Below are 15,845 nucleotides of genomic sequence, written 5' to 3'. Positions count from 1 at the left end.
GCTGTGTCATAATAAGTGTTCTCAGACATTCATTATGACACAGCCCCTTAGTAATTATCTTAAATTCAACCTATTATTTACAAATAAGGGGTATTAGCATCCAAATACCTCACTGCTGCCTCCTCTAGGCTTATTCCATTCACTGTTATTTCACGCAAGGCATGATTAACAACCGGCATATTCAGTTTAAAGTCTTTTACGATCTCATACAGTTCCCTATTCTCTTGTTTCAGACCATGCCTCACTAAGGTAGCGCAATGATCTTCTTCACCAAAAACTTTCCTGGGGTCCTGCAAATATTTCAAGTCATAAATGCCAAACATAGAATGAGGCTGCCAGCCGGTGATCACAATCCATTCTTTACTTTTTATAGCTCTATGCAAGGCTTCCAGCATTGCTTTTTCTTCGTTGTATTCTATAGTAAATCCAGTTAATTCATAAGACTCTAATACCTCTCCAGCCATGCGGCCCAGATTGGTGCGCCGCTGCAGTGAATAGATTTTGTTTTTAAACTTAGAGCCTTTGCCACTCAGCTCAGCAATGCTATTAATCTTGACATAGGACGGAACAACTAAACCCAGCATGCATCCCTCCAAGTTTAAACCCAAATTTTCTAATTGTCCTTGATATTCCATTTCCAGAGCTTGACAAGAAGGCAGCATGGCCGAAACTGAAAAATCCGCCTTGCCTTCAGCTACCATTCTGAATATTTCCTGGTTATTTACTAAGATTCCCTCCGCAGCAAAACCGAGTTTGCGTTTAATGAGTTCCTTTAGAACTTCTAGCTGAAAGTTTGATTCAAGATACTCATTGTAAGCAATCTTAATATATTGGTAATTCTCCAGTTCATCAGAAATATCCTCAATTTTTTTAGTCAATTCATTGAATCGTTCCGTAAGGTTCCCCATAGAATTAGCGTTTTCTTGTATTGCAGCACTTATTTCTTCTGAACTGGCGGCTGTTTCTTGGCATACAGCAGAAATACTTCCAATATCCGAGTTAACATTTTCCGCAAAATCTGTAAGCTCTCTTACTTTATTGAATATTTCGTCTATTTCTGATACAACAATATTCATGGCATGATTAATATTCACAAAGGATTTTTCCGTATTTTTTAAATTGGCTTCTTGCTCATTGATGCTATCGCTATTTAAGTGAATAACCTCTACGGATCGATCGACTCCGGCGTTGACCTTTTCAATCAGCTTTCTTACCTGGGTGGCCGCACTATCCGACTCCGCAGCCAATTTTTTAACTTCACTGGCTACAACTGTAAACCCTCTGCCCGCTTCACCTGCACGGGCTGCTTCAATAGCAGCATTTAAGGCAAGCAGGTTAATTTGTTTTGAAATATTGGAAATGCTATCCACTATTGAATTAATCTCCGAAGCTCTATTCTTTAAGTCACTAATAACACTCTTGACTTTCTGAAAGGATTCAATGGTCTCTGATAAGGATTTGTTTTGGATCTCCAGAGCATTACTCCCTTCATCAACCATATGGATTGTCGTTTTAGAACTTTCTTCAATTTGTTCAATCTGCTTTTTTATCCCTAACGTAAACTCATAAATCTTTGTCATATTCTCAGATGCTTTGACAACAGAATTTGCAACTTCAGAATTTCCCGATGCCACATAATTAATGGAACTTGTAATATTATCTGCAGCCTGGGCAATGTTACTTAGATCTCTAGAAAGATATATTCCTGTACTGCCGGCAATTCGCGCTACTCCATAGACTTCCGCTATAACCTTTCTTATGTTGCTTTGATAGTTAAGCAGTTTACGTTCCATCTCACTCGCATTCATAGGCTTTTTGTCATTAGTGAGATTTCCATTGATCAAATTATCAAGAATCTCAGCTTCAAGACTTGCTTTATCGGATTTGAAAAGCATTCCAGCCAGAAATATCATGAGAATAATTAAACACTGTGACCCAAGAAAGACTTGAACACTATACTCCGAATAAGCTCTGATTAAACCAAAAGAAATTACATTAAGTGTTATACAGACTAAAGATAACATGATTATTCTGGTTGTTGGCATATTTCCCACTCCTTAAACGATACTATAATCCTGTTCGTTCTGTTTAGGTATATGCTTCCCTCGAAATAACCTCTTTTTTTTATTCAACGACTATTTGAGTAATACTTTTTCCTTCTGACTGCCTGATAATATGTCCAAAGTAATGATTTGTCCAGGATCAACATAAATGGACTCAGGAGCCTTGATTCCTTTGACAACCGAGGTCAGCAGTTTTAAATCCCCTTCAATTTCTCCCACTTCCCACCCAAAAAAATCAGCGATTTCACGAACCTTCTGCCGATAGAGTTCGAGATTGTTGATCCCAGGCGTAATAATAAAAACTGCTCTCTTATAGTTTCCATATAAAGTCTTAATTAGCTTGCGCGCCTTTTTCTCGCCATATCTCTCTTCATACTCATAGTATTCTGCTAAAGGCGTACGCCCATAGTCCAACCATCCCTGGCTAAAATAATAGGTTAAGGAATTCTCTTTAAATAATTCCATGTGCCGAGCTGTAGAGCCTAGCATAAGTCCAATACAATCATGAGTTGCCGGAAATAAAAGAGGCACCTGCGGCGAAAGCAAACCCAACATTGAGTTGGAACATCTGCTATAGGTTAGAATGATTATATCATAATCCTGGCTCTCATTAATCAATTCCTGCAGCCTGGCGTTTAAATAATCCGGCCGAGCGTGAAAACTGTAGTCCATAAATTCACAGTCCATCCCTTGGTTAAGACCTAAGGCTTGAATCTCATTCATCATTGATTTACAACCGATCAGCTTAATTCTCAACTGAATCCTCCCCCTAAACTGTTATCCAACTCATTATTTTTGGAGTTGGGCGGTATGATGACCATATTGCATTGTCGGATCAGAATCACCTCAATGAATTTAAGATCCCCTTTTTCTTCAGAATATTTCCCCAAATTTCTTGCAAGCTTCCTGAACATGTTCTCTATAGTTATCCAGTACGGAGGCCATTGTCAACTTTAAACATCTCCAATTCGCCTTTAAAGGCTTCACAAGTAATGATAAGCTTTATTGCTTCATCCACAGTTTATTCTCCTCCCTTCCATTAAAAAATCCGTTGTCGTCAAAGAACACCCAGGCCTCCACAACCTGGGTGTTTTATATTAAATATCAGAATTCCTGACTACAACTTCTCTTGGGCAAGGGCTTTATAGATGCTGAAGCACATGATTATCATTATAAGCATAAAGGGAAATGCCGCGACAATAGACACTGTTCGCAATACTGCCAAAGCTGCTGTACCGCCGCCTACAAGGATCAGAATGATCGTAAATGCACCTTGGATAATTCCCCAAAAACTACGGATTTGCTTGCCAGGGTTCATATCCCCATTGGAAGTCAGCATGGCCAATACATAGGTTGCAGAGTTAGCCGACCCAACAAAGGAAGCAACGATGAGGAGGATAGCCAAAGGAGCTGTGATTGAGTACATAGGAAGCTGTTGGAGGGTTGCAAACAAGGCCGTTGTATAATCGTTATTAACAGCTGCTTGAATAGCCCCATTGGAGAGCTTATCCAGGTTAAATGCCGCTCCAGCATAAATGGACAGCCAAACCATCGAAAATCCGGAAGGCAAGAGTGTTACAGCTAAGACAAATTCTCGAATGGTACGACCTTTGGAGACACGGGCTACAAATTGTCCAACGAAGGGAGCCCAAGCAATCCACCATGCCCAGTAGAACACGGTCCAGCCTTTGAGCCAATCAACGTTCCCCATCCACAAGGTCTGTCCAATAAAGTTCTGCAAGTAATATCCAAGACTATCTGTGAAATTATTAAGGATTAAGACCGTTCCTCCAAACAAGAAGATAAATACCATGAATCCGATGGAGAGCCAAACTTTAATATCTGCAGCAAGCTGCATAGCCTTATGCAAACCGGAGATTGTCGCCAGAGTAAAGAGCATCGTCATCACTGCAATAATTATAGACACCGTGGTTGGAGTCGCTTGAATTCCCCAGATGTATTGCAAACCTGTAGCAATCTGATTGGAGCCCAGACCTAAGCTAGTGGCTACACCAAACACTGTAGCAAAGGCGGATAAAATATCTATCGCTTTACCAATAGGTCCGTAAATACGATCACCAATCAGCGGATAAAACGCAGAGCTGATGAGGAAGGGCAACCCTTTCCGGAATTGGAAGTAGGCCAAGGCCAACCCGCCGATAGCAAAAATTACCCAAGGATGAATGCCCCAATGAAAGAATACAATCCGCATTGCTGTCCGCATAGACTCAGCGGTAGCACCTTCACCCACCGGAGGAGACAGGTAATGCATCATTGGCTCAGCAACTGACCAGAACACAAGTCCGATACCCATTCCTCCTCCGAACAACATTGAAAACCACTGAAAATTACTAAATTCGGGTTTGTCATCGTCTTTACCAAGCTTGATCAACCCAAAACGACTAAACGCCACTACATAAACAAAAACCGTAAAAAAGCCCACTGCTAACAAGTATAGCCAGCCAAAGTCAGTCGTTAAAAATGCAAATGAAGCGTCGGCAGCCTTGCCCATCTGTTCGGGAAAGAACATACCGAATAAAACGAACAACATAACTATGATAGAAGAAATATACATAACTGAACGGCTTGTCTTTATCTTCTCATTACCATTTGTCATAATTTGTATTACTCCTCCCTAACCAAATTTAATGTTAAATCCAGTTGTAACGTGTGGAGCCATTAAAACCTTTAACCTCGACTCGAAAGTTTCCTTGCAGCGAAATATCTTTTACAACTAACTCCAAAATATGAAAATATAACCGTTTATACCGAAAAGAATCCCAGGGACTTTAAAAGATGGTTATTGTTAAGGCCCTGGGATTCGAATGACATGCAACAAAACTCTTTAGTTAAATTGAATGCTAAATTTATTTTGCCAGCATTTTATCAGCAAGAACGACTGCTTCATCTGCAGATTCTGCCCATCCGTCTGCCCCAATTTCATCGGCATAAGCTTGACTGGTAGGACCTCCGCCAATAAATACTTTGAACTTATCTCTAAGGTTATGCTCTTTCAAATACTCAATAATGTCCTTTTGCGCACTCATGGTTGTCGTCAAGAGAGCACTTGCTCCGATAATATCTGCTCCAACCTCTTGAGCCTTTGCCGCAAAATCTTCGGCTTTAATATCCGTTCCGATATCAAATACCTTGTAACCTGCCGCAGTAAACATAGCTCCCGTAATATTCTTACCGATATCGTGAATATCCCCTTCGACGGTTCCTAAAACAATCTTGCCTTTGCTATCCCCTTCGCTCAAGCCAGCTTTAGCTATTGCAGGCTCAAGTATCCCTAAACCGACTTTCATAGCTTCAGCAGACATCATTACATCCGGTAAAAAGACTTCCCCTGCTTTCCATAGCTCACCTACAACTTCAATACCTTTGATCAATCCTTGCTGTACGGCGTCAACGGGATTAACGGATTCCTCAATAGCTTTGTTGGAAAGTTCCTCTACAATATCTTCATCTCCATCGATAATGGCTTGCTTTAATCCTTCAAATATTTCACTCATTGTAATTTGTCCTCCCACTTTTTCATTAATTTTGGTTTTTTAAACCAGTATCAGGATAATTAAGATCGTTTTGCGATATAATCAAGGAGTTTTTTATCGATTTCTGCATCTAGTGCAGGTGGAACGTAGTTGGCCAAAACCTCTTGCCATTGTTTATGAGCTCTTTGATTGGTATCCAATTTTTCCTTAGACCATGCATCAAAGGCAGAACGATCACTTAATTGAGGATTACGAAACTCTTTTTTATGGTTTTTGCGGGTATGTTTTTGAGTAAGGAAATGCCCCCCCGGTCCGACATTTTTAATAACATCATAAGCTTGACCGTCCTCATCAAAGTTAAATCCTTTTAAATAGTGCAAGAGCATCCCAGCCATCTCATCATCCATCATAAACTTCTCATAGGATATAGCCATGAAATATTGTAAAATTCCAGCAGTATGAAGAACAAAGTTGATACCTGTTAGGCTGGCTGCCATCAAGGTCATCATGGATTCATAACCGGCTTGAGCATCTACAATCTTAGAGTCATTCAGTCCTCCGCCGGAACGGCTGGGAACACCATAGAAACGGGCAATTTGAGCACTAGCAGATATAAACAATGCTGTTTCCGGACTTCCGATAGAAAGGCTGCCTGAACGCATATCACTAAGAGATGAAGTTGAACCATATACCACCGGTGTTCCGGGATTAATACTTTGAGCCAGAGCAATACCTGCTAATACCTCGGCATTTTGCAGTGCTAAGGTACCCACTAAAGCCGCAGGTCCCGTTGATCCGGCCATAACCAGAGAAGCAATAACAACCGCCTGTCCAGCTTCAGCATAGGCCATTAAGGCTCCCAGCATTCTCTCATCATACTTCAAAGGAGTCAGTGAGTTAATTAATGAAATGAGTACGGGTTTCTCTTTAATGACATCTTTGCCTCCAAACAGCAAAGCTGCCATTTCGATGGAATCCTCAGCACGTTCCCGTCCTTCGGCGCTGCCCATAAAACACTTATCTGAATTTTTAATAGAACTGTAGATCATTTTTAGATGTCGTATTTCATCGGGGATATCTTGAGGTTCAGCCACTGTTCCTCCGGTCATATGCAAGTTTTTGCTGGCCCCGGCTAATTTAACGATATTATCATAATCTTGCATTATACTCTTGCGGCGAGTACCGTCAGCTAATTGGATAAAGGGTGCTCCATAACCGGGCATATAGATTATGTTATTGCCGCCGCAGACTACATTGTGTTCAGGATTACGTGCATAGAGCGTAAATTCAGCTGGTGCCAGTTTTACTTTTCCCTCAATGAATTCCCTTGTAAAATAAACTCGGTCTCCTTCTACCTTTAACCCTTGGGCTTTAAAGACTTCCAAAGCAGGTTCATATTCAAAATCCATACCGATTTCTTCAAGAATTTTCATCGATTCATCATGGATTATCTGTACCTGTTCTTCAGTTAAAACATTATACTTTGGCAAGTTTCTCAAAACAAACACCCCTTTAAAGTTTGCATGTATTTTCCAATGAAAAACCTAAGCACTGACTAAAAAATCTTTAGCAAAGGATGCTCAGACGTTCCAAACTTAGCACCGGTGAGTTTAAAATTATAACCCATCATAGCATCTGTAGTTGCCATGGACCTATATACCCAAGGTGCATTGACCATAGGTCCGTAGAGGATAAAGCTGGCGCCTTGAGTTACCGGATAGGTAAAGACGGATGCCCCAGCTACTTCGAAAAATGGAGTTCCTTTGGAGCGCATCTTTTTCCACAAATAAACAGCATTGGAAGGAGCACATCCTCCTGGATAACCAAATTCTTGATTCACTATATGGATGGCTTCACTGGTCCAGCTGGCACTAGCTACATCCAAGACACCTGGGTCAATAAGGAACTGTTCAATCCCTGCTCGCTTGGCAACATCAATTAAACCTTCTTTTTCCCCATCACCCTTTAAAAGCTTGATTCTAGCTTTTGGTTTTAGAGCCTTTTTACTAAACGCCAAGATAACAGCTGTTTTGATGCCACTATCTTTGATAGCCGCTAACTCTTCTTCAGAGAAATGTTCTTCAATGGAGTTATAAATTAATCTTTTCTGAATTTCCGGATCCTTACCAAGTTCTTTCAGAGCGCCCATCCGAACTGCAGGACTGATGCTGTCTAATAAAAACGGAGCCTGAGAGTGTTTCATAACAAATTCCACATACTTTACTAAAGCTTCAACAGATTCCCCTAAGACGTCAAGAATAAAAGGATTGCCGGTCTCAGCGCTCAACTCAGCTTCTCGATCCAGCAGAGCTTTAGCTTCATCTTCATCGAATATACCCTTCATTCCATCCTTGACAATTTTATGGCCTCGGTAAAAAATGCTGCCAATCAAAACCGTAGGATATTGTCCCGGCTGTCCGCCTACTTTCACCCCATTGATATCATAAACATGTTGTTCTGTATCATACTTAAGCATTCAAAATTCCCCCATTTTTTTGTTTTAAAACCATTAATCTTCTGATACATCGAGATACGAACTCACATGAATTTATCAGTGTGTTCTTTAAACCTTGAAAAGGTCACCCCCTGCCTGCCATGACTCAAAGCAATCTTTCGGACTAACTATGCATTCATCATAACACCATATTTCTCGTACATTAACACTACATTTATGCTCGTTTTACTACATTTGAGGCTAAAAATGAAAATTCGGATTATTTATTTTTTTTAATACTATTTTCACATTTTTGATATTAACAATAAATTGAGTGTTTTTTTCAAAAAAGAGACTTTATACTTACGGTTAAGTATAAAGTCTCTATAAAAAATGCCTATAAATTCTTAATTAAATTTTTCTATTTCAACTCTTCTCTAAAAGCCTTGACAAGAGCCGCCGTCATAGCAAACATGACAAACATGAAGGGAAAGGCTGCAGTAATAGAGGCTGTCTGCAATGCACTGAGTCCTCCGGCGATCATCAACGCAATGGCTGCTGCACTTTCTATCAGACCCCAAGTAATTTTTAGGCCGGCCGTAGGATTTAACTCCCCTCCGGAAGTGAACATAGCCATGACAAATGTCGCCGAATCCGCAGAAGTAATAAAAAAGACGGCTATAATCAGGGTAGTCAGGGTTGTCAAAACACCTGACAACGGGTAGTACTGAAACATCACAAAAATAGCTGTGCTAATATCCTTAGCTACTTGAGCTGCAATACCCCCGTGCTCAATAACATCCACATACAGAGAGCTGTTTCCCATGACACCGACCCATATAAAACTCATTAGCGTCGGTGCAATGACAACACCTAAGATAAACTCTCTTACAGATCTCCCTCGGGAAATCCGAGCAATAAAGGCACCAACAAATGGACCCCAAGCGACCCACCAAGCCCAGTAAAAGATTGTCCATCCCCCAACCCAGCCTGGATTCGTCTCATAAGCATCAGCCCAGAAACTCATCTGAATGATATTTTGTGCATAGGATCCGATTGTTTCAGTAAATCCATTTAGAATAAACCTACTCGGACCAACAAATAACATAAAAGTTAAAATAAGAAAAAGAAGCAATATATTAGTATTGCTGAGAAATTTAATTCCCCTCTCAATCCCGGTTACTGCCGACGTTATAAATAACACAGTAATTATGAGGATAATGACCACTGTTGTTGTAGTATTGGTGGGTATTCCATAAGCATAACTTAAACCTGTACCGATCTGCATAGCCCCTAAGCCTAATGATGTTGCCACCCCAAATATAGTTGCAAACACGGATAAAATATCTACCAACTTGCCAATCCACCCCTTAATCCCCTTTTCACCCAGTAGCGGATAAAGAGTGGAACTCACTAAAGCCGGCAGTCCTTTACGAAACTGAAAATAGGCCATAGCCAAGCCTACCACTGCAAAAACACTCCAAGGATGGAGACCCCAATGGAAAAAGGTATAGCGCATGGCTATTTGGGCCGATTCAATACTTGACGGTTGTCCATAAGGGGGCTTAGCATAGTGAGTCATTGGTTCGGCTACTCCCCAAAAGACCAATCCGATTCCCATTCCTGCTGCAAAGAGCATGGCAAACCAACTTAAAGTGCTATACTCAGGCTTTTCCCCATCCTTGCCTAAGATAATCGTTCCAAATTTACTGGCAGCAATAAACAAGGCAAATAGTAGAAAAAATGATACGCCTAATAAATAACTCCAGCCGAAATTCTTGGTTATAAAGGTTTGTACTGAGTCGAAGGTTAAGCTTGCCTCTTTAGGCTGAATTAGTGTCCAACAGACAAATACAACCATGATCATTGCTGAAATAAAGAAAATGTGTCGATCAATGTTGCCAAGAAAACCTTTTTTGTTGCTCATACTTCCTCCCCCCATGATTGTGCATCATCACTATTATCTTATCATCTTTTGCATTTTTCAAATTTGCCGCAATGATGCTTCTTTTGCAGCATTTGTACCATTTTTGAAAATTCTCACTATTATTCGCAAACTTGTTCCACAATAATTTCCTTTTAATTGCATGTTAAAAAGTATATTACACTCTCTCATCAAATTAAGAAAATAAAACCGTTGCAATGGCTAGCGCAAAACAACGGTTTTATAAGCGTATACTTATGAATATATTAATCCGGCAGGCGGGAAAGTGCTTTTTTATTGCAGACAATGACCAGGATGTCCTTTTCTTCAACAACTGAATTGGCACCCGGTGCAATGACAATCTGATCGGCGTTTTTTTTGATAGCTACAACGTTCACATTATAAACAGCTCTCAAATTTAATTTTCCCAAAGTTTTATTGACAAACTGAGATGGTGCTATAATCTCAAAAATGCTGTAATCCAGAGACAACTCAATAAAGTCCATCACATTGGTTCTGCTGAGATTGTTGGCAAGACGAATACCCATATCCTGCTCCGGATAAACGATTTTATCGGCACCGATTTTTTCTAATACTTTTCCGTGTTGAATGGATTGGGCCTTAGCAACAACATAGGGAACGCCCATTTCTTTAAGCATCAAGGTAATGAGAATGTTAGCTTCAAGATCATCCCCGATGCCTACAATTCCTACGTCTAAGTTTCTTACCCCTAATGCCCGAAGGGTCTCCTCTTCCCGGGCATCAGCCTGAACCGCTTGAGTAACATCATGCATCAACCCTTGAACCGCCTGCTCATTCTTATCTAAAGCAAGAACTTCGTGGCCTAATTTCATAAGAGTTCTGGCAACACTTGAGCCAAACCGTCCTAAGCCGATAACCACAAATTGTTTGCGCACAAATTTTCCTCCTAGCCAATCATAATTCGTTCATCCGGATATTTAACGTGCAATGACTGTTTACTTTTTTTCCTAGAGAGTACAAAGGCCAGAGTCAGCGGTCCCACTCGCCCAATAAACATCGTTATAATTATGGCAATTTTGCCAAGACCCGAGAGATAAGGGGTAAGTCCAAGAGAAAGACCAACTGTACCAAAAGCTGACGTCACTTCAAATAGTACCGTTAATAAATCTGTATTTTCCGTAAGGGAAAGGACTGAGATAATAATAAAGATTAAGCAGGACGCAGAAGTTGTAATAGCCCAAGCTTTTTGGATAACATCCTTAGGGAGAGTCCGCCCCTCAATAACAACATGTGGATCACTCCGATAGGTTCGCAAAACAGATAAAACAATCGCTATAAAAGTTGTTGTTTTAATACCTCCACCAGTGGATCCGGGCGAAGCACCAATAAACATGAGCACAATCATGGAAAGCAAGGTCGTGTTATACATCCCCGACAAATCAATTGTATTAAAGCCTGCCGTCCTAGGGGAGACAGATTGGAAAAGGGCAGCCATAACCTTTGTCCCGAATGGAAGGGGTCCTAAAGTCTTTGGGTTTGAATACTCCATTATCAGAATTAAGCCTGCCCCGAACAAAATCAAAAAACCTGAAACCTTTAAGACAATTTTAGTATGAAGCCTAAACTTTTTCTTATGTTCAAGCAGCTCAGCCAAAACTATAAAGCCCAATCCTCCCAGAACAATTAAAACCATGATCGTGATATTGATGATGGGGTCTCCAACAAAGGCCGTAAGACTTGAAAAATTGCCAAAAAGATCAAACCCAGCATTATTAAACGCCGAAACAGAATGGAAAACACCATAATAAAGTGCCTTGCTCCAACCAAAATCTGAATGCCAGCGTAAAGCCAAAATGAGTGCCCCCACACCTTCAATAGCAAATGAGATCTGCAAAACCGATTTGGCTAAGCGAACCACTCCCTCAATTGAAACTTGATTTAAGGCCTCTTGAAGAAGTAAGCGTTCTTTAAGAGTAATTCTTTTCCCTAAAATCATGGCAAATAATGTAGCAAAGGTCATGAAGCCCAATCCGCCTACTTGAATTAGAACTAAAATAACCCCTTGCCCAAAAGGTGTAAAAGTCGTCCCCGTATCCACTACTACTAATCCTGTAACACAAACTGCGGAGGTTGCTGTAAAAATGGCATTCATAAAAGGTAAGCCCAGTCCATCCTGAGTTGCTTGCGGTAAGGTTAGTAAAATTCCCCCTAACAAAATAAGTGAAGCAAATCCGGAAACCAAAACTCGAGATGGTGACATAATCTTTCCCAATGCGTTCAAACCCTTTTCCCTCCAAGTAGGTCTCCTTATAATAAGCGGTATCCAACCCCTGGTTCAGTAATGATATGCCTGGGGCGAGATGGATCGCATTCTAATTTCCGTCTAATCTGCCCAATATAAACCCGCAGATATTGGACTTCCTTTTCATAGGACGGTCCCCAAACCGTGCGTAACAAATGATTATGAGTAGCGACTCTTCCTGCATTGATGGCTAGATTTTTCACGATCTCATACTCTGTTAAGGTAAGCTTAATTTCCTGATTATCTCTAAACACCCGCCTATGCAAGAGGTCAACGGTCAAGTCGTCAAAGTGCAAAATTGGCTGTTCATCCGTTCCGGCAGTGTGACGAATAGCTGCTCGGATACGTGCTAACAATTCCCCCATGCCAAAAGGCTTTGTTACATAATCATCCGCACCAAAGTCCAAAGCTGCAATCTTATCGCTCTCCTGCTCTTTAACGGAAAGAATGATAATGGGAACCTTCGTCCATTCCCGCAGCTGACGCACAACCTTTAATCCGTCAATATCAGGCAGTCCCAGGTCAAGAACCACCAAATCCGGTCCAAATAAGGCCACGGATTCAAGCCCCTCCCGGCCGGTCTTAACATCTTTAACCACATAGCCATGGCTTGTCAAAGCTACCCGTAAAAATTTCCGAATCTGTGCTTCATCATCAATAATCAGAATCCTCTGACCTGTTTTTTCCATTTCAACTGTCATTCCTTTCACGGAACTCAAGGCTCTCCTTCAACATTTCAGGTACCATACCAAAAAATTGGTCGTTTAAAGGCAAGGTAAAGGTTATGGTTACTCCGCCAAGTTTATTGTTGTCGGCCCAAATCTCCCCGCCATGAGCTTCGATAAGCCCTTTGCATATTGCGAGGCCAAGTCCGGATCCACTAACTTGAAGGGGAGAACTAAGCCTGTAAAATTTATCAAAAACTTTGCTTAAATCGGCCTCAGGAATACTATGCCCTCGGTTGGCCACCACAATTTCCAAGCTTTTTTCATTTTGCCGAATAGAGATTATAATTTTGCTGCCTACTTCAGAATACTTTAGGGCATTATCCAACAAATTGATCAGTACCTGCTCAATTAAAATACCATCGGCCTGAACCAAGGGCAACCCTTCTGGAATGTTGATCTCCAATGGCCTACGAGTTAAAAGTTCCCCCAAGCGATTAATGGCTACTCCAATAATATCTTGAAGATCACACCATTCCTTATTCAGACGCAACATGCCGCTCTCAAGCCTAGCCATGTCCAGTAAGTTGCTTATAAACCTATTCATCCTTTCGGCACCATGAAGAATGGTTTTCAGCAATTCCTTGCGAACCTCAGGACTATAAACATTTTGATCTTCCAGCAGTCCGGTGCTTGCTCCAATGATGGAAGCCAGAGGTGTCCTTAAATCATGAGAAAGAGAATTAAAAAGTGCTGTCCGTAAACGTTCAGACTCTACCAAAGAAAGAGATACTCTAGCCTGTTCAGCTAATTTAATTCGATTAATAGCCATGGCAGCTAATCCCGCAAAAGCCTCTAATAAGCCAATTTGTTCTGAGGCTAATTGATAATTACGTGCATTACTGTAAATCCCAAGAACTCCCTGAGTCCCTTGTTCTGTACTCAAGGGCAGAAACAGAGCTTTTGCCTTGCCCCAGCTCTCCGTCCCTCTTCCGGCTTTTAGGCCTCTTTCATAAACCCAAGAAGCAACTTGGAACTCGCGATCATCAAAGAGATTATTGATACCCGAGTCCTTTTTTAACACTAATTGGGCGTTTTCATTAGGCAGAAGCAACATCACTTGCCCCTCTAAAGTTTTGGAAACATTACTTACAATACATTCCAAGACTGCCTCAAGGTTATCAACGGCAGCGATGTCCCGACTTAAAGAATACAGAGCTGAAATACTATTTTCTCTCTGTCTTGAGTAGCTAACTTGTTTTTTTAAACGATCCGATAAAGTTCCGGTAATTAGTCCAACCAACATAAAAATGGCAAAACTGATAAGATAACGCAAATCAGCAACAGTAAATTTAAAGAGGGGAGGAACAAAAAAAAGGTCAAAGGCAAGGGTCCCCATTAAAGCTGTTACAATGGCCGGAAGGATCCCCCAACGTGCCGCAATCATTAAAATAGGAAGTATATATATCAAAGAAATATTGACTAATCCCAAGAAAGAACTCACCAATGATATCGAAAAGGTCAATAAAATCACAAGCAAACTTGAGGCCAAATAAGGAATTACCTGGGGAGATTTCCACCAAGGCACCTCATCCTTGTCGTCATTCCACGACCACCCTGCATGAATTCTAGTCGTTCCTGCATCTTGTTGACTCCCAGGAATAACATGAATGCTGATTCCCTGGCTTTGCCGTATCACTTTATCCACAACAGATCCATGAATCAGTTCCCAAAAACGGGTATGCTCCGGCTTTCCAATAATAATCTCAGAAACATTACGTTTTCTTGCTAACTCCACAATAGCTTCCGCAACACTATTTCCGGTCAAGCCGATAACCTCTGCTCCCATTTCCTCAGCAAGTCTTAGATTTTTGGCCATTGAATCTTTTTCCGCCTCATTACTGGGAAAACGACGCAAAGTTTCAACATGAACAGCCAATAATTCTCCTTGTACCTTCTCTGTCATTCGTTTGGCAATTCTAATTAATTGAGCTGAGAAAGGGCTGGCACTGATGCAAACTAAAATTTTTTCACCTGTCCGCCAGGGACCATTAATGCCGTGATCTCGGCGATAAGACTCAAGCTGACGATCCACTCGTTGTGCTGTATAGCGAAGAGCTAACTCCCTTAAGGCGTTGATATTGCCCGGCCGAAAAAAATTTTTTAAACTATCTGTTTCTTCCTCAGGAACATGAACTTTCCCATCTTTTATTCTTTGAATCAACTCTTCAGGTGGAATATCTATCAATTGAATTTGAGCTGCTGTTTCCAAAATTTGGTCCGGAACCGTCTCTCGAACTTTCACCCCAGTAATCTGAGTGACAATATCATTGAGAGTCTCCAAATCCTGAATATTCAACGTAGTATAGACATTAATTCCAGCAGCCAAAAGTTCCTTGACATCCATATAACGTTTCTGATGCCGAGAACCCTCAATGTTGCTATGGGCTAATTCGTCGATCAAGACGAGTTGGGGATGCCGGGCCAAGATAGCATCTAAATCTAGTTCGTGGGCAATCCTGCCGCTAACGTCACGAGCTTTCGGAGGAACGACAGTCAATTCTTGAAGCATAGCCTCCGTATCCGCTCTGCCATGAGTTTCAACAAGACCTACTATCACATCCATACCTTCCGAAACTCTTCCTAAGGCTGCTTCCAGCATTGCATAAGTTTTCCCCACACCTGAAGCTGCTCCTAAGAAAATTGTAAGTTTTCCCTTAGCCAAAAAAACATCACCTTCGTCATTTTCCAGTACATCATCATTGTTATTTTCTAACAAATACTGCTTTTCATACTGAATGCCCTTATTATAGATCCATTATCCATATAAAAGGCATAAAGATTGCCGTAAAGACCATAAAGAAATTATAAAGATTATATCACTTTTACCTTGCTTCAGGAGTTAGAAAAAACAGGAGCAGCAGACTATAATGGCAAAAAAGCATCCTCATTCTACTTATACAAGTGAAAAAGGATGCTCA

The 15,845-nt window shown here is 41.0% G+C and carries 12 protein-coding genes; all 12 read right to left on the bottom strand.

Going from position 1 to position 15,845, the window contains the following annotated elements; all coding sequences use genetic code 11:
- Positions 1 to 77: 77 nt before the first annotated feature.
- The 12 genes from DESOR_RS02030 to DESOR_RS01980 all read right to left on the bottom strand — a co-directional run bounded on the left by DESOR_RS02030 (position 78) and on the right by DESOR_RS01980 (position 15,643).
- The gene (locus DESOR_RS02030; protein WP_014182947.1) at positions 78 to 2,045 is read right to left on the bottom strand and encodes a glycine betaine ABC transporter substrate-binding protein; all 1,968 of its coding nucleotides are present in this window, start codon (positions 2,043 to 2,045) and stop codon (positions 78 to 80) included.
- Positions 2,046 to 2,135: 90 nt separating this feature from the next.
- The gene (locus DESOR_RS02025; protein ID WP_014182946.1) at positions 2,136 to 2,819 is read right to left on the bottom strand and encodes a DUF1638 domain-containing protein; all 684 of its coding nucleotides are present in this window, start codon (positions 2,817 to 2,819) and stop codon (positions 2,136 to 2,138) included.
- On the bottom strand, positions 2,816 to 2,977 hold the full coding sequence (locus DESOR_RS29205; RefSeq protein WP_158308994.1) for a hypothetical protein: 162 nt from the start codon (positions 2,975 to 2,977) through the stop codon (positions 2,816 to 2,818). The genes DESOR_RS02025 and DESOR_RS29205 overlap by 4 nt, the downstream gene beginning before the upstream one ends.
- A 203-nt stretch (positions 2,978 to 3,180) precedes the next feature.
- Positions 3,181 to 4,680 carry a glycine betaine uptake BCCT transporter gene (locus tag DESOR_RS02020; RefSeq protein ID WP_014182944.1) on the bottom strand — a complete coding sequence of 500 codons (1,500 nt, stop codon included), beginning with the start codon at positions 4,678 to 4,680 and terminating at the stop codon, positions 3,181 to 3,183.
- A 250-nt stretch (positions 4,681 to 4,930) separates the two neighbouring features.
- Positions 4,931 to 5,578: a glycine betaine-specific corrinoid protein MtgC gene (gene mtgC / locus DESOR_RS02015; RefSeq protein ID WP_014182943.1), complete on the bottom strand. Its 648-nt coding sequence runs from the start codon at positions 5,576 to 5,578 to the stop codon at positions 4,931 to 4,933.
- Between the two features lie 59 nt (positions 5,579 to 5,637).
- On the bottom strand, positions 5,638 to 7,056 hold the full coding sequence (mtgB, locus tag DESOR_RS02010; protein WP_014182942.1) for a glycine betaine--corrinoid protein methyltransferase: 1,419 nt from the start codon (positions 7,054 to 7,056) through the stop codon (positions 5,638 to 5,640).
- A 56-nt stretch (positions 7,057 to 7,112) separates the two neighbouring features.
- Entirely contained in the window at positions 7,113 to 8,033 is a 921-nt protein-coding gene (gene mtgA / locus DESOR_RS02005) for a [methyl-Co(III) glycine betaine-specific corrinoid protein]--tetrahydrofolate methyltransferase MtgA (RefSeq protein WP_014182941.1), read from the bottom strand.
- Positions 8,034 to 8,412: 379 nt separating this feature from the next.
- On the bottom strand, positions 8,413 to 9,918 hold the full coding sequence (locus tag DESOR_RS02000) for a glycine betaine uptake BCCT transporter (RefSeq protein WP_014182940.1): 1,506 nt from the start codon (positions 9,916 to 9,918) through the stop codon (positions 8,413 to 8,415).
- A 263-nt stretch (positions 9,919 to 10,181) separates the two neighbouring features.
- Entirely contained in the window at positions 10,182 to 10,832 is a 651-nt protein-coding gene (locus DESOR_RS01995; RefSeq protein ID WP_014182939.1) for a potassium channel family protein, read from the bottom strand.
- A gap of 11 nt (positions 10,833 to 10,843) precedes the next feature.
- Positions 10,844 to 12,157, bottom strand: coding sequence for a TrkH family potassium uptake protein (locus DESOR_RS01990; RefSeq protein ID WP_081468567.1), 1,314 nt, complete (start codon positions 12,155 to 12,157; stop codon positions 10,844 to 10,846).
- A gap of 47 nt (positions 12,158 to 12,204) precedes the next feature.
- Positions 12,205 to 12,888, bottom strand: coding sequence for a response regulator (locus DESOR_RS01985; RefSeq protein WP_042331819.1), 684 nt, complete (start codon positions 12,886 to 12,888; stop codon positions 12,205 to 12,207).
- A 1-nt stretch (position 12,889) separates the two neighbouring features.
- Positions 12,890 to 15,643, bottom strand: a complete 2,754-nt coding sequence (locus DESOR_RS01980; RefSeq protein ID WP_014182936.1) for a sensor histidine kinase — start codon at positions 15,641 to 15,643, stop codon at positions 12,890 to 12,892.
- Positions 15,644 to 15,845: the final 202 nt, after the last annotated feature.

This window comes from Desulfosporosinus orientis DSM 765 (genome assembly GCF_000235605.1).
Lineage (GTDB): Bacteria > Bacillota > Desulfitobacteriia > Desulfitobacteriales > Desulfitobacteriaceae > Desulfosporosinus > Desulfosporosinus orientis.
The sequence above is the reverse complement of the archived record's forward strand: the minus strand, read 5'-3'. Positions and strand labels throughout refer to the sequence as shown.

Bases quoted from the DNA above. Each gene is read 5' to 3' on its own strand.
- mtgC (WP_014182943.1), bottom strand. From the start codon at position 5,578: ATGAGTGAAATATTTGAAGGATTAAAGCAAGCCATTATCGATGGAGAT.
- DESOR_RS02020 (WP_014182944.1), bottom strand. From the start codon at position 4,680: ATGACAAATGGTAATGAGAAGATAAAGACAAGCCGTTCAGTTATGTAT.
- DESOR_RS01990 (WP_081468567.1), bottom strand. From the start codon at position 12,157: ATGTCACCATCTCGAGTTTTGGTTTCCGGATTTGCTTCACTTATTTTG.
- DESOR_RS01985 (WP_042331819.1), bottom strand. From the start codon at position 12,888: ATGGAAAAAACAGGTCAGAGGATTCTGATTATTGATGATGAAGCACAG.
- DESOR_RS29205 (WP_158308994.1), bottom strand. From the start codon at position 2,977: ATGTTCAGGAAGCTTGCAAGAAATTTGGGGAAATATTCTGAAGAAAAA.
- DESOR_RS02030 (WP_014182947.1), bottom strand. From the start codon at position 2,045: ATGCCAACAACCAGAATAATCATGTTATCTTTAGTCTGTATAACACTT.
- DESOR_RS02000 (WP_014182940.1), bottom strand. From the start codon at position 9,918: ATGAGCAACAAAAAAGGTTTTCTTGGCAACATTGATCGACACATTTTC.
- mtgA (WP_014182941.1), bottom strand. From the start codon at position 8,033: ATGCTTAAGTATGATACAGAACAACATGTTTATGATATCAATGGGGTG.